Raw genomic sequence first — 24,318 nt, forward strand, 5'->3', positions numbered from 1 at the left:
ACGGCAGCACCTGGGTGCGCGAACTCCCGCGCACATCGTATCTATAGGAGGATTGACCATTGGAAATTCTGTCTACCGCAGTTGACGTGCTTACTGCGGGCGTGCTTGGGCTCGCTGCGGAGCCCGGCCGCCTCGTCATGATGCTCGTCGGCATCGTGCTCATGTACCTGGGCATCAAGAAGGAATACGAGCCGACCCTGCTCGTGCCGATGGGTCTGGGCACCATCCTGGTGAACATTCCCGACTCCGGCGTGCTCGCTTTCGGCGGAGAACCCGGCCCGTTCCAGATCCTGTTCGACATGGGCATCGACACCGAGCTGTTCCCGCTGCTGCTGTTCATCGGCATCGGCGCCATGATCGACTTCGGTCCGCTTCTGGCAAGCCCGTTTTTGCTGCTGTTCGGCGCCGCCGCCCAGTTCGGCATCTTCTTCGTCATCATCGTCGCCGGCCTGCTCGGCTTCAACCTGGCAGACTCCGCCTCCGCCGGCATCATCGCTGCGGCAGACGGCCCCACGTCGATTTTCGTAGCGAACTCGCTGCAATCCAAATACCTCGGCGCCATCATGGTGGCGGCCTACTCCTACATGGCGCTCGTGCCCATCATCCAGCCGATCGCCATCAAGGCCGTGACCACCAAGAAGGAGCGCCAGATCCGCATGGTCTACAAGCCGGGCTCGGTTTCGCAGACCGCAAAGATCATCTTCCCGGTCGTCATCTGCATCGTCGCTGGCCTGATCGCGCCCGCTTCGCTGCCGCTGGTCGGCTTCCTGATGTTCGGCAACCTGCTGCGTGAGTGCGGCGTGCTGGACAACCTGTCCAAGTCCGCGCAAAACGAGCTCGTGAACCTCATCTCCATCCTGCTGGGCCTCTGCGTGTCCGTGCGCATGCAGGCCGGCGAGTTCCTGCAGGTCGACACGCTCATCATCATGGGCCTCGGTCTTCTGGGCTTCGTGATGGACACCGTGGGCGGCATCATGTTCGCCAAGGTGCTGAACATCTTCCGCAAGGAGAAGATCAACCCCATGATCGGCGCGTCCGGCATCTCGGCGTTCCCCATGAGCTCCCGCGTCATCCAGCGTCTTGCCACCGAAGAGGATCCCGGCAACTTCATCCTCATGCAAGCAGCCGGTTCTAACGTGGCCGGCCAGATCGCATCGGTCGTCGCCGGTGGTCTGATCTTGGGTATCGTCCCCGGTCTGATGTAAGGAAGGGGGAGCTACGTTGACTACCGCTATCCTGAGCGAATCCCTGTTGATCCTGGCCCTCGGTTGGGGCGGCATCTTCGTCGTCATGATCATCATCTACCTGGTGTCCATGGCGCTCATGAAGATGTTCCCGGCCGATAAGGACAAGTAAGCACCAGGCACCCGGGCGCGTCTTGTCCTTCGCGACAAGGCGCGCCCGCCGATTCTTTGCGCCGCGCATGCGCACGATGTATACGAGGGGGGTGGAAAGATGAGCGACGCCGAGAACGAGATCCAGACGGCATCCGCGCTCGTGGGCCGCGTGTTCTGCGGTCCCGAGGCCCAGCTTCCCGATATGCTCGATGCGCGCGAGCGCCGCGCCGCGATGCAGCGCGCGCTGCTCGCCGGTGCGCGCGACGGCGAATCGCTGCTTTCCATCACGCTGTCCATCCCCGGTCCGCACAAGACGTCCGACGTGCTCGAGCGCGTCTTTGACGAGCTGGTGGATCAGGCCGTGGCCGCGCTCGACGGCGCTGCCGTGCGCGAGCGCACGAGCCTGGGAGGCGTGTCCGGCCCCGAGCTGATGATGCTCGTGGAGCTCGAGCCGCTTGAGCTCAAGCGGCGCGTGTCGGCCGTTGAGGAGACCCATTCGCTGGGACGTCTCGCCGACCTCGATGTGCTCGGACGAACGGGCGATACGCTCTTCTCGGTGCAGAGGACCGAGATCGGCCTGGCTCCGCGCAGGTGTCTCATCTGCGACGGAGAGGCCAAGGCGTGTGCCCGTTCGCGCGCGCACACCGTGCTTGAGATGCAGGAGAAAATAGCCGAAATCATAAGCCAAGGGGGTTATATCTAAATCATGAGCAAGCAGATCAAGTTCACCGAGACCGTCCTGCGTGACGGCCAGCAGAGCCAGATCGCGACCCGCATGCCCATCGAGGACATGCTGCCGATTCTGGAGACGATGGACAAGGCGGGCTACTACGCCCTCGAGGTCTGGGGCGGCGCGACGTTCGACTCGTGCCTGCGCTACCTCAACGAGGATCCGTGGGAGCGCCTGCGCACCTTCCGCGCTCACGTGAAGAACGCCAAGCTGCAGATGCTGCTGCGCGGCCAGAACCTGCTGGGTTACCGCAACTACGCCGACGACATCGTCGAGGAGTTCGTCAAGAAGTCCGTCGAGAACGGCATCGACGTGCTGCGCATCTTCGACGCCCTGAACGACGTCCGCAACCTGCAGACCTCCATCCGCGCCGCCAAGGAGGCCGGCGGCGAGGTCCAGGCCGCGATCTGCTACACCACCAGCGAGGTGCACACGATACCGTATTTCGTGAACCTCGCCAAGGAGATGGCCAAGGCCGGCGCCGACACCATCTGCATCAAGGACATGGCCGGCGTTCTCGAGCCGGGCATCGCCTCCGAGCTCGTGGGCGAGATCAAGGCCGCCGTGGACCTGCCGCTCGAGGTCCACACCCACTGCACCGCCGGCATCGCCGAGATGACGCTGCTGAACTCCGTCAAGGCCGGCGCCGACATCATCGACACCGCCATCTCCGCGTTCGCGGGCGGCACGTCCCAGCCCTGCACCGAGTCCATGGCCATCGCGCTGGAGGGCATGGGCTATGAGACCGGTCTCGACCTGGACGCGCTCGAGGCCATCGCCAAGCACTTCGCGCCCGTGCGCGCCCACTTCAAGGAGATCGGCCAGCTCAACCCCAAGGTCATGGAGGTCGAGCCCAAGGCGCTGCTGTACAAGGTCCCCGGCGGCATGCTGTCCAACCTCATCTCCAACCTCGCCGACCTGGGCGTGTCCGACAAGTACAACGAGGTGCTCGCCGAGGTGCCGCGCGTCCGTGCCGACCTGGGCTATCCGCCGCTGGTCACCCCGCTGTCCCAGATGGTCGGCTCCCAGGCGCTCATGAACGTCGTGTCCGGCGCGCGCTACAAGGTCGTTCCGAACGAGATCAAGGACTACGTCCGCGGTCAGTACGGCAAGTCCCCGGCGCCCATCGACCCCGAGGTCAAGCAGATGATCATCGGTGACGAGGAGCCCATCACCTGCCGCCCGGCCGACCTGATCGAGCCGCAGCTGCCGCGCATCCGCGAGGAGATCAAGCAGTACGCCAAGACGGAGGAGGACGTGCTCGACTACGCCCTGTTCCCTGATCAGGCGCGCGACTTCCTCGGCCGCCGCGAGGACCCGTTCTACGACGTCCCCGTTCAGGAGGTCGAGGTCTCCATCGAGGTCTAAGGAGCAAGCGGGCGGCACCTGCGGGTGCCGCCTTTTTTATGTCGAGCGATTGACGTTTCCCAAAAAAGGGCGCCCGCCGGTTGTTGCCGGCGGGCGCCCTGTGCGCTTATGAGGCGTTTTTGTTCCCGGGCGTCTTTACTCGCCGAGGATCGTCTTCTTGATGGAAGCGGCGGCCTTCTTGCCGGCGCCCATGGCCAAGATGACGGTCGCGGCACCGGTGACGATGTCACCGCCGGCCCAGACCTTGGGATTGGACGTGCGGCCGTCCTCATCGGTCTCGATGAGGCCCCAACGGTTGAGCTCGACGTCAGCGCAGAGCTTGGCGAAGGGGTTGGCGCGCGTGCCGATAGCGGTGACCGCCACGTCGCAGGGGATCGCGAACTCGGAGCCCTCGATGGGGATCGGGCGACGACGGCCGGAGGCGTCGGGCTCGCCGAGCTCCATGCGCTGGAGCTCGATGGTGGACACGAAGCCGTCCGGACCGGGCATGAAGCGCAGCGGGTTGCACAGCTCGAGGATCTCGACGCCCTCTTCCTTGGCGTGGTGGATCTCGGCGCGACGCGCGGGCATCTCGGCCTCGGTGCGGCGGTAGGCGAGCGTGACCTTGTCGGCACCCAGGCGCAGTGCGGTGCGGGCGGCGTCCATGGCGACGTTGCCGCCGCCGAAGACCACGACGTTCTTGCCGTGGCGGATGGGGGTGTCGTACTCGGGGAACTCGTAGGCCCTCATGAGGTTCGTACGGGTGAGGTACTCGTTCGCGCAGTACACGCCGGGCAGGTTCTCGCCCTTGATATGCAGGAAGCGCGGCAGGCCGGCGCCCACGGCGAGGTAGAGCGCGTCGTAGCCCTCCTCGAACAGTTCCTCGGCGTCGAACAGGCGGCCGGCGACGGAGTTGTACTCAAAGTGGACGCCCAGGTCCTCAAGGCCCTTGATCTCGCGCTTGACGATCGCCTTGGGCAGACGGAACTCGGGGATGCCGTAGGTCAGCACGCCGCCGCCGGTGAAGAAGGCCTCGAACACGGTGACCTCGAAGCCCTCGCGGGCGAGCTCGCCGGCGCAGGCGATGCCGGAGGGGCCGGAGCCCACGATGGCGACCTTGTGGCCGTTTGCGGGCTTGCACTCAGGGGCCTCGCCGACCTCGTCGGCCATGTCGCCGATGAAGCGCTCGAGCTGGCCGATGGCGACCGGCTCGCCCTTCTTGCCGAGGATGCACTTGCCCTCGCACTGGTTCTCCTGCGGGCAGACGCGGCCGCAGACGGAGGGGAGCAGGTTGTCGCCCTTGATGGCCTTCAGCGCACCGGCCCAGTCCTCCTCGCGGATCTTCTCGATGAACTGCGGGATGTGGACGCCGACCGGGCAGCCCTCCATGCACAGGGGCTTTTTGCAGTCGAGGCAGCGGTTGGCCTCGGCGACGGCGTCCTGGATGGTGTAGCCCGTGTCGACCGGGCGGAAATCGCGAGCGCGCTCCTCAGCGGGCTCCTCGTTCGCGGGCGTGCGGGGAGCTCCGATGTTGGGGCGGTACTTTACTTCTGGCATGCGCACTCCTCCTCATAGAGCTTGGTGGAAGTTGCCTCTTCGGCGCGGTAGCTGGCCTGACGATGGGCGAGGTCGTCCCAGTCGACGAGATCGGCGTTGAAGTCGGGGCCGTCGACGCAGGCGAACATGGTCTCGCCGCCGACCTCGACGCGGCAGCAGCCGCACATGCCGGTGCCGTCGACCATGATGGGGTTCAGGCTCGCGACGATGGGGATCTTATGCTCGCGGCAGGTGCGTGCGGAGAACTTCATCATCGGCACGGGACCCACGGCGAAGGCGGAGTCGATCGCGTCGGTCTCGCACAGGCGGGCGAGCGGCAGCGTGACGACGCCCTTCTCGCCCATGGAGCCGTCGTCGGTCGTGACGAAGAGCTCCTCGAGTGGCAGGGCCGCGAACTGCTCGAAGAGGATCAGCAGGTCCTTGTTGCGGGCGCCCATGATGACATAGACCTTCTTGCCCTGCTCGCACAGCATGCGCGCGACGGGGTAGGCGATGGCCAGGCCGACGCCGCCGCCGATGACGGCCACGCGGTCGCCCTCGATCTCGGTCGGCTTGCCCAGCGGGCCGGTGATATCCTGGATGTAGTCGCCTTCCTCGAGCTTGGACAGGCACTCGGTCGTCTTGCCGACGACCATGAAGATGAACTCGACCCAGCCCTCCTCGGGATTCCAGTTGGCGAAGGTGAACGGCACGCGCTCACCCGTTTCGTTGATGCGCACCATGAGGAACTGGCCGGCATGTGCATGCTTGGCCATCCTCGGGGCGTGGACGCGGAACTCGAAGACCTTCTCCGAGAACTGCGTCTTTTTCAGGATCTTGAACATAGAACCCCTCTCTTATCAGGCGGGGATGCCGCCGTGTCCTTGCGAGCGGAAGCACCCCATGGGTACCCTGCGTGCGCGACGGCCGAATCCGCTGCGGCTTTTCGCCCGCGCGCATACAACCTCAAGTATACCCCGCGGTATTGCGGCGTGAATGGCCTGCCCGGCGAAATTGCCTTGCGTGGGTTTAGACGGTAAGGCGGTGCCATTTCGGGCCCAGTGCATATCGGGGACGTACCTGTTGCGTGCATTCATGCACGCAACAGGTACGTCCCCGATATGCACTGGGCCCGAAATGACCAGGCTTGGCCTTAGCGCTTGCCGTTGACGTTATCGCGCGCGAAGATGACGCCGCGGGTGAGGGCGAGCGCCGCCGCCTCCGCCGCGCGGAACGTCGCGTCATCGAAGTCCTCCGCCTCTTTGGCGCGCAGCTGCTTGAGCACGAAGTCGGCCACCTGCATGCGCCCCGGGGGGTTGCCGATGCCCACGCGGATGCGGGCGAACTCGCGGCTTCCGAGCTTGTCGATGATGGAGCGCAGGCCGTTGTGCCCCGCATGGCCGCCGCCGATCTTCACGCGCACGTCGCCTGCGGGGATATCGAGCTCGTCATGGATGACCAGCAGCTCTTCGGGGGAGATCTTGTTCGCTGCGCACAGCTTGGAGATGGGGCCGCCGCTTGTGTTCATATAGGACTGGGGCTTGACCAGCAAGACCTCGCGCTTTCCGCCCTCGGCGTCCGCATCGTTGACCGCGATCGAGGCCACCTCGGCGCCGGACTGGTTTTTCCAGTAGGTCACGTTTGCCTGGCGGGCCAGCTCGTCGATGGCGCAAAAGCCCGCGTTATGCCGCGTGCGCGCATATTCCTCGCCGGGGTTGCCAAGGCCCGCGACCATGCGGATTTTCTTCGGTTGAACAGCTGCCATGCGTTTCCCTCCTGTGTTGCGTGCTCCCAACATACTGATAAGTGCCCGTGAACCTGTCAACGAATCGGCGGCACCGCAGAAAATGGCTAGAAATTTCTATTCTGCTGTTGCGGTTCTCTCCGAGGGGGATCAAAACGCGCAGCTAGCGTCTCTTATCTTCTTGCCAAGGGTGGGTTTGCGACATTTGAGGCCATCATGGTCGTATCATAAGCAGCCAATATAGACATATAGGCCAAAGTGAACACCATCATCCAAGTCGTCTGACAGCAAAATAGAAATTTCTAGCCAGTTTGCAAAGAAGGATGGTCGTCTGGCGGGCCATACCGCTATGCCGGCGGCAGGCCGACAGCTGCGCGGAGGCCATTGAGCAATGACTCTTGCCGCGGACGATACCCCTGAATCTGATAACGGAACCTTGTGTGGGCATACTTGAAGAGGGATTGTGCTATGGCTTCAAGTGCGGGAATGTCGCGCATCTGCTCTCTGTTGATGGCTAGGACGCGTATGCCCATTGCCTGCATCCCGTTGTTCCTCTTGTCGTCATGAATGCGCGAGTTCTCCAGCTCGTGGACGATCCCGTTGTACTCCATGTCCGTCGACGCTGCGGGGATGTATGCATCGCAGATGGCGTACGGCATCCCAGACGCCACATGTGACGCGCGCGGAGAGAAGTTGATGCGATGATTGAGGATGATGCCGCCTTTCAGTGCGCGACAGTTGAAACCGCCGTACGCATGGGGGAGATAGAACATCCCATAGAGGAGCGACTCGGCCGGCGATCGGGATCCTTTTGCAACGTATTTCGCAGCCTGACGCAAGGGATGGGCTCTATTTCCAGTTGCGGTCTTGATAAAGCGCTTGAGCTGCGCGGGCGTAAGCGCCGGGTCGCATTTGTTGTGGATTTGCTCTATGACGGCTGCCTCAAGTTCTGCTGTCTCAGATTCCTCTTGGTCGTTCTCCTCGTTACTGGAACGCCCTTCTGCTCTCCAATCGGGCCAGATGCCTCCGCGGTCGATCGGTATCGTTGCGTCCGGAGAAAGGGTATAGGTTCCCAGCAGCTCCATAAGCAGCATGAAGGACATGGCAAAGGATCTGCCAGCCAGGTATCGGATGGCGGCATATCCCGGAGAGAGGCAGTACAATCCAGGCTCCACGCGGAGCAGCGATCCAGCGGGTAGCTGCTCGGCAATAACGCGTACGTGGACGTTTTTGTCGAAGACGCGTACTTGAGGCCTACTTACAAGGAGACGTACAGGCTCTTGCTCGGACTCGTCCCAAAAGCCGTGGCGGGCAAGGAGGCCGTAGTCGATTTCACCAAGCGATGAGCCGGCTTGCTGAAGCGCTCGTTTCTGCTCTGCCTTATCGACAACAGGCCAGGTGACAGAGCGATGGATCCGTCTGTCATGGCGTATGCCTCGAATACTTGGTATGTCATCTAATATCAACATAGTTAATAAGATAGCATGTTACAGTATTGAAGAGCCATGAATATATATCACATTACAGAATAAGAAACATGATTGAAATACATATCAAAGTGATAAGAAAATCGACGTGTGAGCACCGCGACTGAGAGAAAGCCCGGGGCTTACTAGAGCAGATGGGAAAAGTGGCTAGAAATTTCTGTTCTGCTGTTGGCTGAGCCAAGTGAAGACGTCCGGTTTGGCTGATTTGTCGCTATTGGCAGGTAATAGCGATACGGCAAAGGCCCCGAATACCTCGAATCTGGTCTTGTCGGGAGGTGCGTGGCACTGGCGGGCAGGTTTTTGGTCTGTCCGAGCGGGTCCGCAACAGCAAAACAGAAATTTCTAGCCACTTTTGGAAATGGGTGTGCTGCGTGTCGGGCTTACGGCAGAAAAAGGCCCCGCGGGACGAACCGCGAGGCCTGAGCTAAAGCGCGATGATGCCGAAACGGGCGACCTACAGCGCGAAGTCGCCGCCGATCAGCTTGGAGACCGAACGCTCGCCGTACACGGCGCTGATGGCGTCGGCGAACTCGTTGGCGACGGTGATGGTCTTGATCTTGCCGCCCACCTCGACGGGGATGGAGTCGGTGACCACGCACTCGACGATGGGGGCGTCGTTCAGGCGCTCGATGGCCGGGCCGGAGAAGATGCCGTGGGAGGCGCACACGTAGATGTCGCCGGCGCCCATCTTCTTGAGCTCGCGCACGCTGGCGCACAGGGTGCCCGCGGTGTCGATCATGTCGTCGTTGATGATGCAGGTCTTGCCCTCGATGTCACCGATGATGCCCATGACCTCGGCGGCGTTGTGGCGCGGACGGCCCTTGTGGGCGATGGCCAGATCGCAGCCAAGCATGTCGGACAGCATCTTGGCGGCCTTGGCGCGGCCCACGTCGGGGGACACGACCACGAGGTTGTTGGTGTCGAAGCCCATGTTGTTGTAGTACTCGCCGAACAGCGGCAGCGCGGAGAGCTGGTTCACCGGGATATCAAAGAAGCCCTGGATCTGGCCCTGATGCAGGTCGAGGGTGATGATGCGGTCGACGCCGGCGCGCTCGAGCAGGTTGGCCACCAGGCGCGCGGTGATCGGCTCGCGCGGAGCGGCCTTGCGGTCCTGGCGCGCATAGGCGTAGTGCGTGATGACGGCGGTGATGGTGCGGGCAGAGGCGCGCTTGGCGGCGTCGGTGGCCACCAGCAGCTCCATCAGCATGTCGTTGACGCTCGGCCCGGCGATGGACTGGACCAAGAACACGTCAGCGCCGCGTACGGACTCGTCGAAGCGGGCGTAGATCTCGCCGTTGGCAAACTTCTCGAGGGCGAGGCCCGAGAGCTCGACCCCCAGGATGTCAGCGATCTTCTGCGCCAGCGGCCTGTTGCATGAGCCCGAATAGAGGCGCAGCGACTTGTACATCTGCTGGGTCAATTTTTGGTCCTGTGTTGGCATCTGCCCGTACTCCTTTGTTTGTGGACTGCCATACCCTAGCTATGCTACAGACGAGCGCGCCTGCGCTCGGTGTAACCCTCTACGATGCGCTGCTCGGTGCGCTCGATGGCAAGCGCGCCGTCAGGGACATCCTTGGTGATCGTGCCGCCGGCGCCCGTGATGGCGTCGGAGCCGATGTGAACGGGGGCGACCATCATGGTATCGGAGCCGATGAACGTGCGGTCTCCGATCACGGTGGCGTGCTTGTTTTTACCATCATAATTGCACGTGATGGAGCCTGCGCCGATGTTGACGCCGGCGCCCATGGTGGTGTCGCCGATATAGGAGAGGTGGGGGACCTTGGACCCCTCGCCGATCGTGGACTTCTTGATCTCGACGTGCGTGCCGACATGCGCGCCGTCGAGCAGGTGCGTGCCGGGGCGCAGGTAGGCGCGCGGGCCGCAGGTGACGTCGTTCTCGACCACGACGTCGATGGCGACGGTCTCGTCGAGCGAGCAGCCGTCGCCCACGCGGGTGTCGGTCAGGCGCGTGTTGGGGCCGAGCTGGCAATCCTCACCGACGACGCATGCGCCGATCAGATGGGTCTGCGGCCACACGACGGTGTCGCGGCCGATGGCGGCGTCGGGGCCGATCCAGGCCTGCGCGGGATCGATGAACGTGACCCCTTCGGCCATGAGGCGGTTGTTGATGCGATCGCGCGCGATGGCGGTGAGCTCGGCGAGCTGCGCGCGGCTGTTGACGCCGAGGCCCTCGCGGTAGTCGTCGCAGTGGTAGATGGAGACGGTCTGGCCGGCGGATTTGAGGATCTCGACCATATCGGGCAGGTAGTACTCGCCCTGCGCGTTGTCGCATCCGATCTCGCCGATGTGGGCGGCGAGTTGCGCGCCGTCGAAGGCGTAGCAGCCGGCGTTGCACTCCAGAAGGGAGGCGGCCTGCTCGGGCGTGCAGTCCTTCTGCTCGACGATGCGTTCGACCGCGCCGGCGCCGTCGAGCTGGATGCGGCCGTATCCGAACGGGTCGGGCGGCGTCATGGTCAGGACCGCGGCCGCGCTGCCGCCCTCGGCGACCGTCTGGGCGAACGACGCGATGGTCCCGGGCTGGATCAGGGGAAGATCACCGTTGAGCACGACGACGGGGCCCTTGTTGATGCCGGTGGCCTCGAGGGCGACGCGGACGGCGTGGCCGGTGCCCAGGCGCTCGGTCTGCTCGACGCACTCGACGGCGTCGCCGTAGGCGCCGGTCAGCAGGGCGCGAACCTCGTCGGCATGGCTCCCGATAACGACGACGATGCGATTGCAGCCGGCGCGCAAGGCGGCGTCGGCTACCCAGCAGATCATCGGCTTTCCCAGAATCTTGTGCGAAACCTTGGCATGGTTGGATTTCATGCGGGTTCCCTCGCCTGCGGCCATGATGATTGCGGTGACGTCCATCGGACTCCCCTCGGGTTGTTGTGCATGCGCGTGCGGCACGGCCTGCAGGGCAGACGGACCGCATGTAGTCCGATGATACCGCAGCATGTATGCATAATTGCAATTTCAGATACAAACCACCGCAGGGGTCGGTCCGATACCTTTGGGTCGGGGTCATTTGTACCCGTCTGGCCGCGCGGAGGGGTATCGCCCTCGATGCGTACCGAGGAGGAAGACACGGCGCCGTCTTCACAAAATCGCCTGCAGCAAGTCGCAATTCCTGCGCATATCCGCACGTCAAGCGGGTAGGATAAAAATGCCAACACACTTTGTACGGAGGCGGGTCGCATCCACGCACGGCCCGCCTCCTGTTATGTATGCCGCGCCCGTGAGGAGGCCCCTGCCTATGCATGGAGACACCATCTTGCTCATGACGTTCGTGCTCGCACTCGTCGCCGCGTTTGCCGGTGGCATGGTTGCGCGCGCCCTGCGCCTGCCGCCCATCGTGGGCTACCTGGTCGGCGGCCTGATCGTCGGCCCGTTCACCCCCGGTTTCTCGGGCGACTCGCACGCCATGAACCAGCTGGCCGAAATCGGCGTGATGTTCATGATGTTCGGCACGGGCCTGCATTTCTCGTTCAAGGACCTGAACGAGGTCAAGGGCATCGCGGTTCCCGGCGCCATCGTCCAGATCACGCTCGGCACGCTCGCGGGCTACGCGCTCGCGATGGCGTTCGGCTGGCAGCCCGAGGCGGGCGTCATGCTCGGCCTGTCCGTCAGCATCGCGTCCACGGTCGTCCTGATCAAGAACCTCACCGATGCCGGGCTGTATCAAAGCAGGGGAGGGCGCATCGCCACCGGATGGCTGATCGTCGAGGACCTGGCGACCGTCGTGATCCTCGTCGTGCTGCCGGTCGTGTTCGGTCCGGGCGAGACGAGCCCCGCCGAGCTTGCCAGCGAGCTCGCGCTGGCGCTCGCCAAGACCGTCGCGTTCGTGGCCCTCATGCTCGTGGTGGGCTCGCGCGTCCTGCCGTGGCTGCTCGCCAAGATCGCCCGCTTCTGCCCGCGCGAGCTGTTCCAGCTCGCCGTCGTGGTCATCGCGCTCGGCACGGCGCTCGCCGCGGCCATGCTCTTCGACCTGTCGTTCGCCCTCGGCGCGTTTCTGGCCGGTGTCGTGGTGGGCACCTCCAAGCTCTCGCATCGCGTGGCGGCCGAGGCCATCCCGTTCCAGGACCTGTTCTCCATCATCTTCTTCGCGAGCGTGGGTATGATGGTGAATCCCTCGACGCTCACCGCCCATCTGGGCGAGCTCGTAGCGCTCGTCGCCCTCATCATGCTCGGCAAGTGGCTCATCAACATGGCTCTCGGCGCGCTGTTCTCCACGGGCCTGTGCTCCTCGCTCACCATCGCGGCGGGCCTGGCGCAGATCGGCGAGTTCTCGTTCATCATCGGCCAGACGGGCATGTCGCTCGGCGTGCTCTCCGCCGACCAGTACAGCCTCATCCTGGGCGGCGCGGTGATCTCCATCGCGCTCAACACCTTCGTGTTCAAGCTCGAGGGCCCGCTCGAGCGCGCCATCGTCTCCCGTCCGCGCCTGGCGGCGGCCTACGAGCGCCATGTGCGGCAGACCGAGATGCCGAAGGAGGAGCTGAGCGGGCATGTGGTCGTTATCGGCTACGGCCATGCGGGCTCGTGCGTGGCCGACGTGCTGCAGGGCCTCGAGGTGCCGTGCCTGGTGGTCGAGCGCGACCTGACGGTAGCCGAGGAGGCCGAGGCAGAAGGCGCTCAGGTGCTCGTGGGCGACGCGGCCAATTCCGAGATCCTGGCGCACGCGCACCTGGACCGCGCCCGGGTGCTCGTCATCGCCATCCGCGGCGAGGCGTCGGCCGAGATGATCGCCCGCGATGCCCGCGAGCAGGCTCCCGACCTGCATATCGTCGCGCGCGCCGACAACGACGACGCGGTGGTCGCACTCGTGGAGGCGGGCGTGAACGAGGTGGTCCGCCCCGAGCTCGAGGGCGGCATCGAGCTCATGCGCCATGCGCTGCTCGATCTGGGCTATCGCCCGCGCCAGATCCAGGGGTATGTGAACGACCTGCGCGAAAGCGGCTACGAGGCGCTGGCCGACGGCTCGCGCGCCCAGCGCCGCATGGCGTTTGACCGCATGCTCGCTTCGATGCGCGACGTCGACCTGCACTGGGTGTGCGTGGGCGCGAACAGCGCCGTTGCGGGCAAGTCGCTGGCCGAGCTCGACCTGCGTGCGGCGGTGGGCGTGAACGCTGTGGCGCTGCGCCATGGCGAGACGATCGAGATGTTCCTGGACGGCGCGACCGTGCTGCACGCCGGGGATGCCGTCGGTCTCATGGGAACATCCGAGGCCCTCGACCGCGCGGAGGAGATCCTGCGCGGAGAGTAGCGGGGCCTGGGGCGGGGCGGGGCCTTTTGGGACGGGCCCGTCCCGCCGGCGAAGCCCCTGATCCTCTGATCCTACAGGTCGATCACGAGCTCCACCGGGCAGTGGTCCGATCCGAAGATATCGCTGCGGATCGTGGCCTCGCGCACCTGGTCGCGCACGGCGTCGCTCACTAGGAAGTAGTCGATGCGCCAGCCCGCGTTGTTCTTGCGCGCGTTGAAGCGGTAGCTCCACCAGCTGTAGGCGCCCGTCTCGTCGGGGTGGAGCAGACGGAACGTATCGGTAAAGCCCGCGTCCAGAAGCTCGGTGAACTTTCCGCGCTCCTCGTCGGAAAAGCCCGCGTTGCCGCGGTTGGACTTGGGGTTCTTGAGGTCGATCTCCTCGTGTGCCACGTTGAAATCCCCGCAGGTCACGATCGGTTTGCCCGCCTCGCCCTCGAGGCCCTTCAAAAACGAGCGGTAGGCGTCGTCCCATGCCATGCGCGTGTCGATGCGCGCCAGCTCGTTTTGCGCGTTGGGCGTATAGACGTCCACGAACCAGTAGCTGTCGAACTCGAGCGCGCACACGCGGCCCTCGGTCACGGCCGTTGCGACCAGCTCGTTGCCCGCGGCATAGGGCAGCAGGCTGTCGGCACGGCGCACCGACAGCGGCTCCTCGCGGCTGAACACCGCGGTGCCCGAATACCCCTTGCGCTCCGCGTGGCTCCACGTCTGAACGTAGCCGGGCAGCTCGACGGCGACCTGGCCTTCCTGCAGCTTGGTCTCCTGTATGGCCAGGATGTCGGCATCGAGCTCGGTGGCGATATCGGTGAAGCTCGGCTCCTTTTTGAGCACGGCGCGCAGGCCGTTGACGTTCCACGAGGCGAACTTGTATGTGCGCATGGGGTGCTCCTTTGCATGCGATGGCGTCTGCACGAGATGACGTGCGAGGCCTATTGTGGCATAGCGTCGCATGTCCATGTCGGGGAACCGTTCCATGCTTGCGGTCGCCGCCGGGAAGGATCGCGCCCGTGCGCCCTGTCGAATTGAGACATATCACGTGGCACTTTGGGGATTCTTTGTCCCAAATCGCGGTTGACCGGATCGTATGTGCGCGCGCATGCGGCTCGAGGACACTATAATAAGAACACTTTCGACGATACCGCGAACGGCGCGCCGGGCCTGCGCGCCGCGCTTCGCCTTTAGGGGAGGATTGCCCTCATGCCGGATGACATTCGTTCCAACGACGTGGAGCGTTGGCTTCACGTCAGCATGCTGGCTGTCAAAATCGTTTCGTTCGCGCTGATCTGCGCGAGCATGCTGTACCTTGCGGTCGCCGGGGCGAACTACGCCGTGCTGGGCGCCATATTCTTCGACGCCGAGCACCAGGCGACCGTGAGCGTTATCGGGTTCTCGCTGGTGCTGTTCGCACTGACGCTCGCCTCGGGCATCTTGGGCATATGGGCGGCAGGCAGGCGAGACAACATGTCGATGCTGATCTTCTCCGGCGTGAGCCTCGTGTCCGTCATCGTGATGATCGCGGGCGTCTCCACGTCGTATTTCAGCGATTATGACAGCGCGTTCAGCGATGTGATCGTGACGGCGCTGTGCGCCACGTTCGCCGTGTTCGCGGCGCTCGCGGCCGTGGCGGGCGTTGCATGGACCGTGCTGCAGCGCAAGGCCCCCACCATGTACGGTGAGGCCGAGGGCGGGGCAGACGCCGAGTTCGAGGAGGGGCTGGTCGAGGAGCCCGAGCCGGAGGACGCCGCCCAGTTTGCGGGCGACCTTGAGGGCGACGAGCCCGCCCTACTCGAGGATGCCGATCTGGAGGCGGAGGCCGAGGACGAAGGCGAGGCCGAGACCGAAGACCTCGAGGACGAGGCCGACAAGACCGAGGTCGTCACGATCCCTGCCACTTGGGCGGCTCCGAGCGGCAAGACCGAGGACCTGATCCAGGCCGCGCTCAGGGCACGCGGGGAGCTGGTGCCCGAGGCAGCCGAGCCCGCGGCCGACGATGAGGATGACGATGCGGCGGGCCTCACCAAGGTTCCGCTGGATTTCATGGCGTTCGAGGACCATGCGGCGCCCGCGTCCGCTCCTGCGCCCGCTTCCGTTCCGGTTCGGCCCGCGCCGGCACCCGCTGTCGCGCCCGTGCCCGAGCCCGTCGAGGAGCCCGAGCCGCCCCGTCCCGCCGGCAGGCGCTATGCGTCCGGTGCGGTGCCCGTGCCCAAGGTTGCGCGCACGGCCCGTCACTTGACGATCCCCGAGGGCGTTGCCCCGGCGCCGGTGCCGCAGGCCAAGCAGCCGGCGAGCGCCCCGCGCAGCCTGGACGAGACGTATGCGGGCGAGATCGAGTGGGTCGACTTCGGCGCGCAGTCCCGTGTGGTCGACGACATCGATGACGATGACAGCGTCGGCGGCTTCCTCGGCAAGCATTTCGGCCGCAAGCGGTAGGGGATGCTGAGTGCCCTTTGATCCCCAAACTATCGCGGGTGAAAAGGCGACTCCGGCGGGATGCCCGGCTCGAACGTGTCGAACACCCAGTAACGGTGCCCAGAACTGCGGGTGAGGGCCCATATGAGGGCTCTCACCCGCAGTTCTGGGTACGGTTACGGGGCCCTCTTAGCGGGTAACCAGCTCACGAGGCGTGTCAGGCGGGCTTTGGCCCGCCTTTCTTGTAGCCATATCCGTACAATAGAGTGTGCCGTGCGAACCACATTCGAAAGAAGGCATGCTATGGCATCTCAGGTCATCTCGGATCCCCAAGAAGCGGCGCAGGAGCTCGCGCACTTGTTCGACACCCATCAGCACGCGGTGTTCTTTGGCGGCGCCGGCGTGTCCACGGCGAGCGGCATTCCCGATTTCCGCAGCGTGGACGGGCTGTATCATCAGCAATTCGACTATCCGCCCGAGACCATGCTCTCGCACAGCTTCTACGAGAGCCATCCGGCGGAGTTTTTCGACTTCTACCGCAAGAAGATGATCGCGCTGGGCGCCAAGCCCAACCAGGCGCATCTCAAGCTCGCCGAGCTCGAGCGCGACGGCAAGCTCGACGCGGTCGTGACCCAAAACATCGACGGCCTGCATCAGCTGGCCGGCTCGCAGGCGGTCTGGGAGCTTCATGGCTCGGTGCACCGCAACATCTGCCAGGCGTGCGGTGCGAGCTATAGCGCCGAATGGATCTGCGCGCGCGAGAGCGAGGACGAGCACGGCGTGCCCGTCTGCCCCGCCTGCGGTGGGCGCATCAAGCCCGATGTCGTGCTCTACGAGGAGCCGCTCGACGAGCGCGTCATCATGGGCGCGGTCGACGCTATCGCGCACGCCGACATGCTCATCATCGGGGGCACGTCGCTCGTGGTGTATCCGGCGGCGGGCCTCACACAGTATTTCAGGGGCAACAAGCTCGTGATTATCAACCGCGATCCCACGCCGCAGGACCGCAATGCGGACCTGTTGATCTCGTGCGACATCGCTCAAGCGTTCCGCTTTTAGCCGCGCGTCGTTCATTCGTAGATTCATCGCATATGGACGGATGCGTCCCGTCCCATGATGGAGCAATGGCCCCGCCGCCGGGCGCCATTGCTCCATTCATGTTTGAGGACGGGAGGCAGTATGGTTGAAGAATTCGATCGGAATACGGAAAGCTTGCTCGGATACGACGGAGTGGAGGAAGTGCAGCCTCTGGCGGTGTGCACCTTGGATGAGCAGCGCGCGGAGCTTGCGGCCGACCTTGAGCTGTATCTGGCGCGCTGTACCAACGAGCGGCGCCTGGACGACAAGACAGTCAAGGCGTACCGCTGCGACATCCTGCAGTTCATCGACTGGATCACCGAGCGTAGGCTCAACTTCAACCGTGAGGCGATGCGCCTGCATCTGGTGCATCTCAACGGCAAGTTCTCGGCCAGCACGGTGCGTCGCAAGCTCGCGTCGCTTCGGGCGTGGACCAACTGGCTCAAGCGCGAGCATCTGATATACGCCACGCCGTTCGAGGATCTCGAGGTCAACGTGCGCCAGCCGTTGCTTTTGCCGCGCACCATAGCGCTGTCTGACCTGCGGCGGATATTGGAGCCGTCCGGGCGGGCGCAGAAGGGGAGGTCCAGAAAGGGAGCGTGGCAAAAAAGCGCGATCGCCCTGCGCGACCAGACCGTGCTGGAGCTGCTGACGGCGACGGGAATCCGCGTTTCGGAATTGTGTTCGCTTGATGTAGAGAGCATCGACCTCTCGACGCAGCAATTGAGGGTGTTCGGAAAGGGGTCGAAAGAACGCATCGTGGTGCTGGGATCGAAGCAGACGCTGGCGGTGCTCGAGGTATATATGAAAAGCCGCAAGGGGCCAAAGACCGCTTGGGCCCAACCGCAAAGCGAGGCGCTGTTCCTGAGCAGGACTATGCAGCGGCTGACCACCCAAGCGGTCAGGAAGATCATCCGCAAGCGGACGCAGGAGGCGGGCGTGGAGCTGCACATCACGCCGCACATGTTCAGGCACACGTTCGCCACCACGCTGCTGGAGCAGGGAGTAAGTATTAGATATATCCAGCAGCTCCTGGGTCACAGTTCGGTTAAGACCACGGAGCGCTACACGCATGTCTCGTCGTCGAGCCTGCGGGCGATCATGGAGGAGCACAACCCGCGCGACGTGGTCAGCGAGGCCTGATATTCGGGGTCATTTGAATCGCGGATGGAAACAGTGCAGAAATAAAGGAGGAAATTGGGATATGTTCAAATTCGCGGCGAGCACCTATAATTTCGGAGGTGCCGGAGGATTGACCACAATATATGGTGGTAAAACGGCCAAATCACACCAGAAATGCAGCTTAACGTCGCGCTTCTTAAGATTTAAGAAAAAAGCCTGACGAAAAAAAGGTAGACAAAGAATAAATCGGTGCTAGACTGAGTCACACCGGTAGAGCTTAGGCTACCTTCGTGCCGTTTTTTAGCAAAAGGCTAGAAGTGGTTCGAAGGAAAGGTTAAACTCTATAACTGGCGATTATCTGTTCCTTACGGAAGGAGAAAGACGTATGACAGCTTGCGTCAACAGGAAGCACACTAAGAAGGTGGCAGCCGTCGTGACCGCGTCCCTGGTGGGCGCGCTCTCGCTGGGCGTCGCCCCCGTCGCCGCTATGGCGGAGGACACGGGGATTGAGCTGCAGGCTAGCAACCAGGCCGACTTCTCTCAGGGCACCGTCGAGTGGCGCTCGGGCAAGCCGGGTGACAAGTTCGAGTACACCGGCTACTACACCGGCCTCGTCCCCAAGACCATCACCACGGTGAGCGGCCAGGAGTACGATCTCCAGCTCCGCGGTACTCACAGCACAGACGAGGCTTCTGATCACGCCTTCTATTACTACGTCAAGGTCGGCGGTAATACTCCGGCGACGCTCGACGGCAACACCCTGCAGTACAAGGATGCTGACGGCAACGTCAAGAAGCTTAACGGCACCGACGTCACCGAGGGCACGGGGGTGAACGAGGAGTACGCTCGTCCTACCGATCCCGGTACCTACGCCGTCGTTATCTACACGTGGAACGATGCGGGCGGCTATTACACCAAGGTCGCCGACACCTTCACTATTTCCGCCCTGTCGCTTTCCGATTCGGTCATTTACGATGGTGAGGACCAGACCGACACCGAGTTTGATTACACCGGCGAGAACGGCAGCGAAGAGGTGCTGTCCTGGAAGAAACGTATTAACGTTTCCGTCGGCGGCATTCAGCTGGTCAAGGGCACCGACTACAAGCTCCAGATTTGGGAAAAGGGCGGCAAGAAGCAGCTCAAGGATGACACGGACCTCGTTCCCGGTACCACCTATATCGTCAAGGTCGTCGGAATGAACGACTACAAGGGCCAGAAGGTCGAGCGCGAGTTCACCTTCGGCAAGCTCGATCTTTCCAAGGCTACTGTTGTCGGCAACGTGCTCGATTCCCAGATGGTCGCGCAGCCCAGCAAGGACTCCACCATCGCCGAGGTCCTCAACTCCATCAACGATATCAACCTTGCCAATATCGATATTCTCGCTCAGAACGAGCTGAAGGTCGAGTTCGTCAAGGATCCCGACGGCAACCAGACTTCGAACAAGAAGCAGGGCGTCTATACCTTCAAGATTTCCGCCAAGAGCGGCGCGAAGTACGTTGAGGGCAGCACCACCTTCACCGTTCTCTATGCCAAGAACATCGTCGGCATCAATATGTCCGGCTGCGGTCAGAAGAGCAGCGACGGCACCTATACCGTTGTCAACCTCGCCAAGAACACCCAGTACTTCGATATTTCGAAGGTCGAGTTCACCAATGAGGCCGGCAAGAAGCTCGACCTCGATGATGATCAGTACACCGTCAGCGTGACCAAGCAGGACGGCACTGCTGCCACGCTCGACGACCTCAAGACCCCCGGCACCTACTACGTCAAGGTCGACGTCAGCTACAAGGGCGCTGCCGGCAACCTCAACGCTGGCTCCGCGGTCGAGAAGGTCGTCGTTAAGTACAGCGGCGTCACCAAGCGCGCCAACATCTTCTTCGCCTTCGACGGCAAGAACGTCCCCTCCGACGCCTCCGCCGTCTACAACGGGAAGAACTTCATCGACGAGATGGCCGTCAAGGTTGTCGTCGAGAACGGGACTCTCGTCGAGGGCACGGACTACACGGTGACCTACTATAAGGTCAACGATGATGACTCCCGTACCGCTGTCGACCAGATCGTCGACGCCGGCGAGTACGTTGTCGCCGTCAAGGGCATCACCTTCGACACCAAGAAGGACGTTGAGTTCTACTTCGACGTCGACAAGGCGACGCCTGAGATCAAGGTGAACTGGGACCTCGCCACCGAGAACGGCGGGTACTTCAGCTACACTGGCGAGGCCATCACCCCGACGTTCACACTCATCGGTGCCGATGGTAACCCGATCGAGCTCGCAGAGGGCGACATGACCGTCTCCTACGATCAGCTGAAGGCCGCTCCCGTCTGGAACAGCACGTACAATAGGTGGGATATCACCGTCGCCGATGACGACGTCGAGGTCAAGGATGTGGCCTGGTACGCGGCCAAGATCAAGCTCGCCGACACCGTGGCCAACTACGCCTACGACGCCACCGCCCGTTTCCATGCGGACGAGCTCGTCTTCATCGAGGTCTCCGACAAGGGCATCTTCCTGGACGTCCCGATGACCGGCCAGTGGTACAGCCAGGTCGTCTACGATGCGGTCAACCTCGGCTACATGAACGGCTACAACGGCACCAAGATGTTCGGCGCTGGCGACAGCATCAAGCGCGGCGACGTGGCCTGCGTGCTGTTCAACATGGCAGGCGGCGACGCGTTCTACGGTGACCAGCAGTTCAACTACAACGAGAACACCGGCTACGACACCGGCTTCGGCGACGTGAACGGCAAGGCCTACTACGGCAAGGCCATCGCCTGGGCGCACGCGGCGGGCATCATCAACGGCTACGGCGACGGCACCTTCAAGCCCGAGCAGACCATCACCGCCGAGGAGTTCGCGGCGATGCTGTCCAACTACGCCGCCAAGATGGGCGACGACGTCGAGGGCACCGACCTCAGCGTGCTTGACGCCTACACCGACGCCTCCCAGGTCTCCGACTGGGCCAAGCAGGCTGTCGCCTGGGCTGTCGAGAACGACGTCATGGGCAACGGCGGCTTCCTCGCCCCGACCGAGGACATCGCCCGTGAGCGCGTTGCGGCCATGGCCGTGAACTACCAGCCCGAGAAGTTGGCCGACATGGTCATCCCCGTCTACAACGTGCAGTAATCCCCATCTGCCCGGATTTCCAATCAAGCCCTCCCGCAAGGGAGGGCTTGCGGGAGGGCTCTCGAGTCCCACGGAGAGCCTCCCCGCAAGCCTTTGGCTGATATTGCAAGCTGTCGCACGAGGCTCGATGCCGAACGGGCCCCTTGGATTATTTCCAAGGGGCCCGTTCGGCATCGATAAGCAGCATGCAGACCCTCGGGTGGACTTATCGGCTCGAATGTTTCATCGAATGTCCGTGCCAGATTTTGAGAATACCAGCATTCTCCACCGCTTTGCCGATGCTCTTGCCTTGCATCAATCCATGAGTTTCGGCTCAATAAACCATCGCTGCAAATGCCAGAAGGGCCCTCCGGAAAGAATCCGGAGGGCCCTTCTGGCATCGAGCCTCGTGCGACAGCTTGCAACTTGAGCCAAAGGCCTGCGGGGAGGCTCTCGGTGAAGAGCCCTCCCGCAGGCCCTCCCCGCGAGGGGAGGGCCCGGAATCCCCGCAACCGTTTCCTTATAGAAACGGTTGCGAAGGGAAGCGATCGCTACATGGAGCGGTAGTTCATCGCCATCGCAGCGACCTCGGCGCGGCTGATGTTGGACTGGCCGGCCACGAAGCCGCCGTTGCCCATGATGCCGGCCTCGACGGCCCAGGCAACGTTGGCCTCGGCCCAGTCGGAGACGGTGTTGGCGTCGGACATGCCGTCGAGCGCGCCGTCGGCTGCGTCGACGTCCTTGCCGGAGACCTTGGCGAAGTTGGCGAGCAGGCTCGCGAACTCCTCGCGGGTGATCTTGGCCTCGGGGCGGAAGCTCGTCGTGCCGGCATAGCCGTTGGCGACACCGGTGGAGTGGGCCCAGGCGAGCGCCTTGGCGTAGTAGGCGTGGCCGTCGACGTCGTCGAAGCCGGTGATCCAGCCGGTGGTCTCGCTGTACTGGTAGTCGCCCATGGCGTTGTCGCCGCCGGCGAGGTTGAACAGGATGCAGATCGCGTCGGCGCGGGTGATGTCGGCCTCGGGCGCGTAGAGGTTGGTGCCGGAGATGCCGTTGACCACGTTGGTGTACTTAGCGTCGGCGACGACGGAGGCGTACCAGGCCGGGGACTCGACGTCGTCGAACGGGTTGTACTTGACGACCTCGAACTCGAAGGTGCGGGCCTTCAGGGAGTAGTTGGAGCCCGCGGCGTCGGACAGGGCGACGGTCACGGTGTAGATGCCCTCGTCGACGGCCTCCTTGACGGTCTTGGTGCCCTTCTTGATGGACACGACGTTGTAGAGGCTGGAGTCGAGCTCGACGTAGTCGCCGTCGGCGTTCTTGTAGGCAAGGGCGGGCACCTCGACAGCGGAGCCGGTCCAGGCGACGCCGTCGTTGACGTAAGAGACGCCGCGGTTGCCGAAGTCGCCGTTGCTATCCTCGCCGGCGGCGTCGACGTCGTCACCGTTGTAGTAGTACGGCTTCAGATCGTTGACGGTCAGCGGGTTGACCGTGAGAGTGAAGGTGTAGTCGGCCTTGTTAACCGTGGAGGCGAACTCGAAGGTGACCGGCTTGATGGTGACCTCGTACTCGCCGGCGTCGACGATGGAGTCGACGACCTTGCCGTCCTTCTTCACCTCGAGGGTGAAGTCGGTGCCGTACTCGAAGGAGCCGCCCTCGGGGTTGGCGACCTTGGCGGTCACGCGCTCGAGCTGGTCTGCGCCGCTGTAGTCGATGGACTCGGAGGCGTCCGCGAGCTCGCCGTCGAGGTAGAAGGAGACGTTGGTGTCGTAGGCCTGGTTGCCGTTAACCTTGACTTTGAAGCTGTCGGTGCCGCCGACCCAGTTGCCATCGGCGTCCTGGAAGGGCTTGACACGAACGGTCACGGTGTAGGTGCCGGCCTTCGCGAGCGCGGAGGCGTCGACGGTCTTAGAACCCTGCTTGTAGGTGACCTCGAGCTGGTCGCCGGCGTAGACGGAGGAGCCATCGGCCTTGCGGACCTTGATCTTGGAGGCGTCGAAGGACTCGCCCTCGGTCAGGTTGATGTTGATAGTGGTGCCAGATACGGGGCTCGCGCCGTAGTACAGGTCGAGGGTGGAGAAGATGTCGGTGTTCAGGTTGGAGAACTTGAAGGTTGCCTCACCGGTAACGTTGGAGGTGTTGCTAGTGGCCTTCACGGTCACCGTGTACTCGCCGAAGGAGCCGTCGAAGCCCTTGACGCCGCTCGGAGCGGTAACATCGGCAATGGTGTAATTGCCGCTGAGAGAGCCGGCGACTGCGGTGAGGAAGTTCGAGGTGGCCGCCGAGCCAGTGCCGAGGGCATTATTGAAGTAATCTGCGACGACGCCGCCGTGCTTGGAGATGTCGAACTTCTCGACGGTGAAGTTGACCTTCGCGACTTCCACGCCGTTGTTCTTGAGGACGGCGGTATAGCTTCCCGCATCAGTAATCGAAGCGATCGCGGAGCCGTCGGATTTGTACCAATCGATGGCGCTATAATCCTTGGAGCCGGAAGCGTCGTACGAAAGCGGAGTACCGTCCGCCTTGGCGAACCTGATGTCCTGCGCGCCGCCGTTGTAGACGATCTCCTTGTTGTAGGAATCGGTGCCGGTGTAGGCGTAGGTGCCGGCGTAGGGGTTCTCGTCGGCGAGCTTGAAGTTCATGGTGACCTTGCCGCCGACGATGACGGTGTAGGTGCCGGCGACGGGGCGGACCTCCTTGCCGTTCTCGTCGGTCAGGGTGCCGCCAAAGTAGGACGCGGCGAAATCAGCCGAGACGGGGTTGCTGAGCGTGACGACAGCTCCCTTGCCGTCAATCTTGTAGCGCCCGCCGCTTACGAGGCCGTCCCAAGTGCCGTCAGAGGCGGCGGCACCGGTCAGGGGCATCGTGTACTCGACGGAGAGCTCGTTATCGATCACGTCGGTCTTGTCGCCGTTCTGGTTGGTGACCTCGGTCGGGACGAGGTACTTGCCGGAGCCCAGGTCGAAGCTGACCGGCTTGGTGAGGTCGCCGGTGAAGACGGCGCCCTTGCCGTCCTCGGCGGCGGTAACCTTGGCGCCGGTGTGCCACTCGGCCGCCAGGGTCTCGATCCCGGTGTCGGCCACGGCCGCCACGGGGGCGACGCCCAGGGAGAGCGCGCCCACCAGGGACGCGGTCACGACGGCTGCCACCTTCTTAGTGTGCTT

17 protein-coding genes are annotated in these 24,318 nt (G+C 63.4%); 9 read left to right on the forward strand and 8 right to left on the reverse strand.

Features of this window, described 5'->3' with window-relative positions:
- Positions 1 to 86 precede the first annotated feature (86 nt).
- The 4 genes from QVN30_RS10355 (at position 87) to QVN30_RS10370 (ending at position 3,435) form a co-directional block, all read left to right on the forward strand.
- Positions 87 to 1,205, forward strand: a complete 1,119-nt coding sequence (locus tag QVN30_RS10355) for a sodium ion-translocating decarboxylase subunit beta (protein WP_289836291.1) — start codon at positions 87 to 89, stop codon at positions 1,203 to 1,205.
- 16 nt (positions 1,206 to 1,221) lie between these two features.
- A complete protein-coding gene (locus tag QVN30_RS10360; protein ID WP_255375126.1) occupies positions 1,222 to 1,356 on the forward strand; it encodes an OadG-related small transporter subunit in 135 nt (44 codons plus the stop codon).
- 99 nt (positions 1,357 to 1,455) lie between these two features.
- Positions 1,456 to 2,040: a citrate lyase holo-[acyl-carrier protein] synthase gene (gene citX / locus QVN30_RS10365; RefSeq protein WP_289836292.1), complete on the forward strand. Its 585-nt coding sequence runs from the start codon at positions 1,456 to 1,458 to the stop codon at positions 2,038 to 2,040.
- A 3-nt stretch (positions 2,041 to 2,043) separates the two neighbouring features.
- Positions 2,044 to 3,435, forward strand: coding sequence for an oxaloacetate decarboxylase subunit alpha (locus QVN30_RS10370; protein ID WP_289836293.1), 1,392 nt, complete (start codon positions 2,044 to 2,046; stop codon positions 3,433 to 3,435).
- A gap of 135 nt (positions 3,436 to 3,570) precedes the next feature.
- On the opposite strand, the gene gltA is transcribed toward QVN30_RS10370, so the two are convergent.
- The 6 genes from gltA to glmU all read right to left on the reverse strand — a co-directional run bounded on the left by gltA (position 3,571) and on the right by glmU (position 11,052).
- Complete coding sequence (gltA, locus tag QVN30_RS10375) at positions 3,571 to 4,971, reverse strand: NADPH-dependent glutamate synthase (RefSeq protein WP_289836294.1); 1,401 nt, start codon at positions 4,969 to 4,971, stop codon at positions 3,571 to 3,573.
- Positions 4,959 to 5,795, reverse strand: coding sequence for a sulfide/dihydroorotate dehydrogenase-like FAD/NAD-binding protein (locus QVN30_RS10380; protein WP_066830501.1), 837 nt, complete (start codon positions 5,793 to 5,795; stop codon positions 4,959 to 4,961). Before QVN30_RS10380 ends, gltA begins: the two co-directional genes overlap by 13 nt.
- A gap of 308 nt (positions 5,796 to 6,103) precedes the next feature.
- Positions 6,104 to 6,715: an aminoacyl-tRNA hydrolase gene (gene pth / locus QVN30_RS10385; RefSeq protein WP_204563368.1), complete on the reverse strand. Its 612-nt coding sequence runs from the start codon at positions 6,713 to 6,715 to the stop codon at positions 6,104 to 6,106.
- Between the two features lie 326 nt (positions 6,716 to 7,041).
- Positions 7,042 to 7,797: a hypothetical protein gene (locus QVN30_RS10390; protein ID WP_289836295.1), complete on the reverse strand. Its 756-nt coding sequence runs from the start codon at positions 7,795 to 7,797 to the stop codon at positions 7,042 to 7,044.
- 838 nt (positions 7,798 to 8,635) lie between these two features.
- Entirely contained in the window at positions 8,636 to 9,622 is a 987-nt protein-coding gene (locus QVN30_RS10395; RefSeq protein WP_066830489.1) for a ribose-phosphate diphosphokinase, read from the reverse strand.
- A 44-nt stretch (positions 9,623 to 9,666) separates the two neighbouring features.
- Positions 9,667 to 11,052 carry a bifunctional UDP-N-acetylglucosamine diphosphorylase/glucosamine-1-phosphate N-acetyltransferase GlmU gene (gene glmU / locus QVN30_RS10400; protein WP_289836296.1) on the reverse strand — a complete coding sequence of 462 codons (1,386 nt, stop codon included), beginning with the start codon at positions 11,050 to 11,052 and terminating at the stop codon, positions 9,667 to 9,669.
- Positions 11,053 to 11,437: 385 nt separating this feature from the next.
- Between glmU and QVN30_RS10405 the strand changes: the two genes are divergently transcribed.
- The gene (locus QVN30_RS10405) at positions 11,438 to 13,447 is read left to right on the forward strand and encodes a monovalent cation:proton antiporter family protein (protein WP_289836297.1); all 2,010 of its coding nucleotides are present in this window, start codon (positions 11,438 to 11,440) and stop codon (positions 13,445 to 13,447) included.
- A 71-nt stretch (positions 13,448 to 13,518) separates the two neighbouring features.
- Here QVN30_RS10405 and QVN30_RS10410 read toward each other — a convergent pair whose 3' ends face one another.
- Complete coding sequence (locus QVN30_RS10410) at positions 13,519 to 14,325, reverse strand: exodeoxyribonuclease III (protein ID WP_066830480.1); 807 nt, start codon at positions 14,323 to 14,325, stop codon at positions 13,519 to 13,521.
- 318 nt (positions 14,326 to 14,643) lie between these two features.
- Here QVN30_RS10410 and QVN30_RS10415 point away from each other — a divergent pair, with 318 nt between their 5' ends.
- The 4 genes from QVN30_RS10415 to QVN30_RS10430 all read left to right on the forward strand — a co-directional run bounded on the left by QVN30_RS10415 (position 14,644) and on the right by QVN30_RS10430 (position 21,178).
- Positions 14,644 to 15,876: a hypothetical protein gene (locus tag QVN30_RS10415; protein WP_289836298.1), complete on the forward strand. Its 1,233-nt coding sequence runs from the start codon at positions 14,644 to 14,646 to the stop codon at positions 15,874 to 15,876.
- Between the two features lie 282 nt (positions 15,877 to 16,158).
- Positions 16,159 to 16,914 carry an NAD-dependent protein deacylase gene (locus QVN30_RS10420; RefSeq protein WP_289836299.1) on the forward strand — a complete coding sequence of 252 codons (756 nt, stop codon included), beginning with the start codon at positions 16,159 to 16,161 and terminating at the stop codon, positions 16,912 to 16,914.
- Positions 16,915 to 17,034: 120 nt separating this feature from the next.
- Entirely contained in the window at positions 17,035 to 18,075 is a 1,041-nt protein-coding gene (locus tag QVN30_RS10425) for a tyrosine-type recombinase/integrase (protein ID WP_289836300.1), read from the forward strand.
- Positions 18,076 to 18,439: 364 nt separating this feature from the next.
- Positions 18,440 to 21,178, forward strand: coding sequence for an S-layer homology domain-containing protein (locus tag QVN30_RS10430; protein ID WP_289836301.1), 2,739 nt, complete (start codon positions 18,440 to 18,442; stop codon positions 21,176 to 21,178).
- Between the two features lie 530 nt (positions 21,179 to 21,708).
- On the opposite strand, the gene QVN30_RS10435 is transcribed toward QVN30_RS10430, so the two are convergent.
- Positions 21,709 to 24,318, reverse strand: a 2,610-nt coding sequence (locus QVN30_RS10435; protein WP_289836302.1) for an S-layer homology domain-containing protein, incomplete at its 5' end; no start/stop codon positions are given.

This window comes from Collinsella ihumii, assembly GCF_030385545.1.
In the GTDB taxonomy this organism is placed as follows: Bacteria; Actinomycetota; Coriobacteriia; order Coriobacteriales; family Coriobacteriaceae; genus Collinsella; species Collinsella ihumii.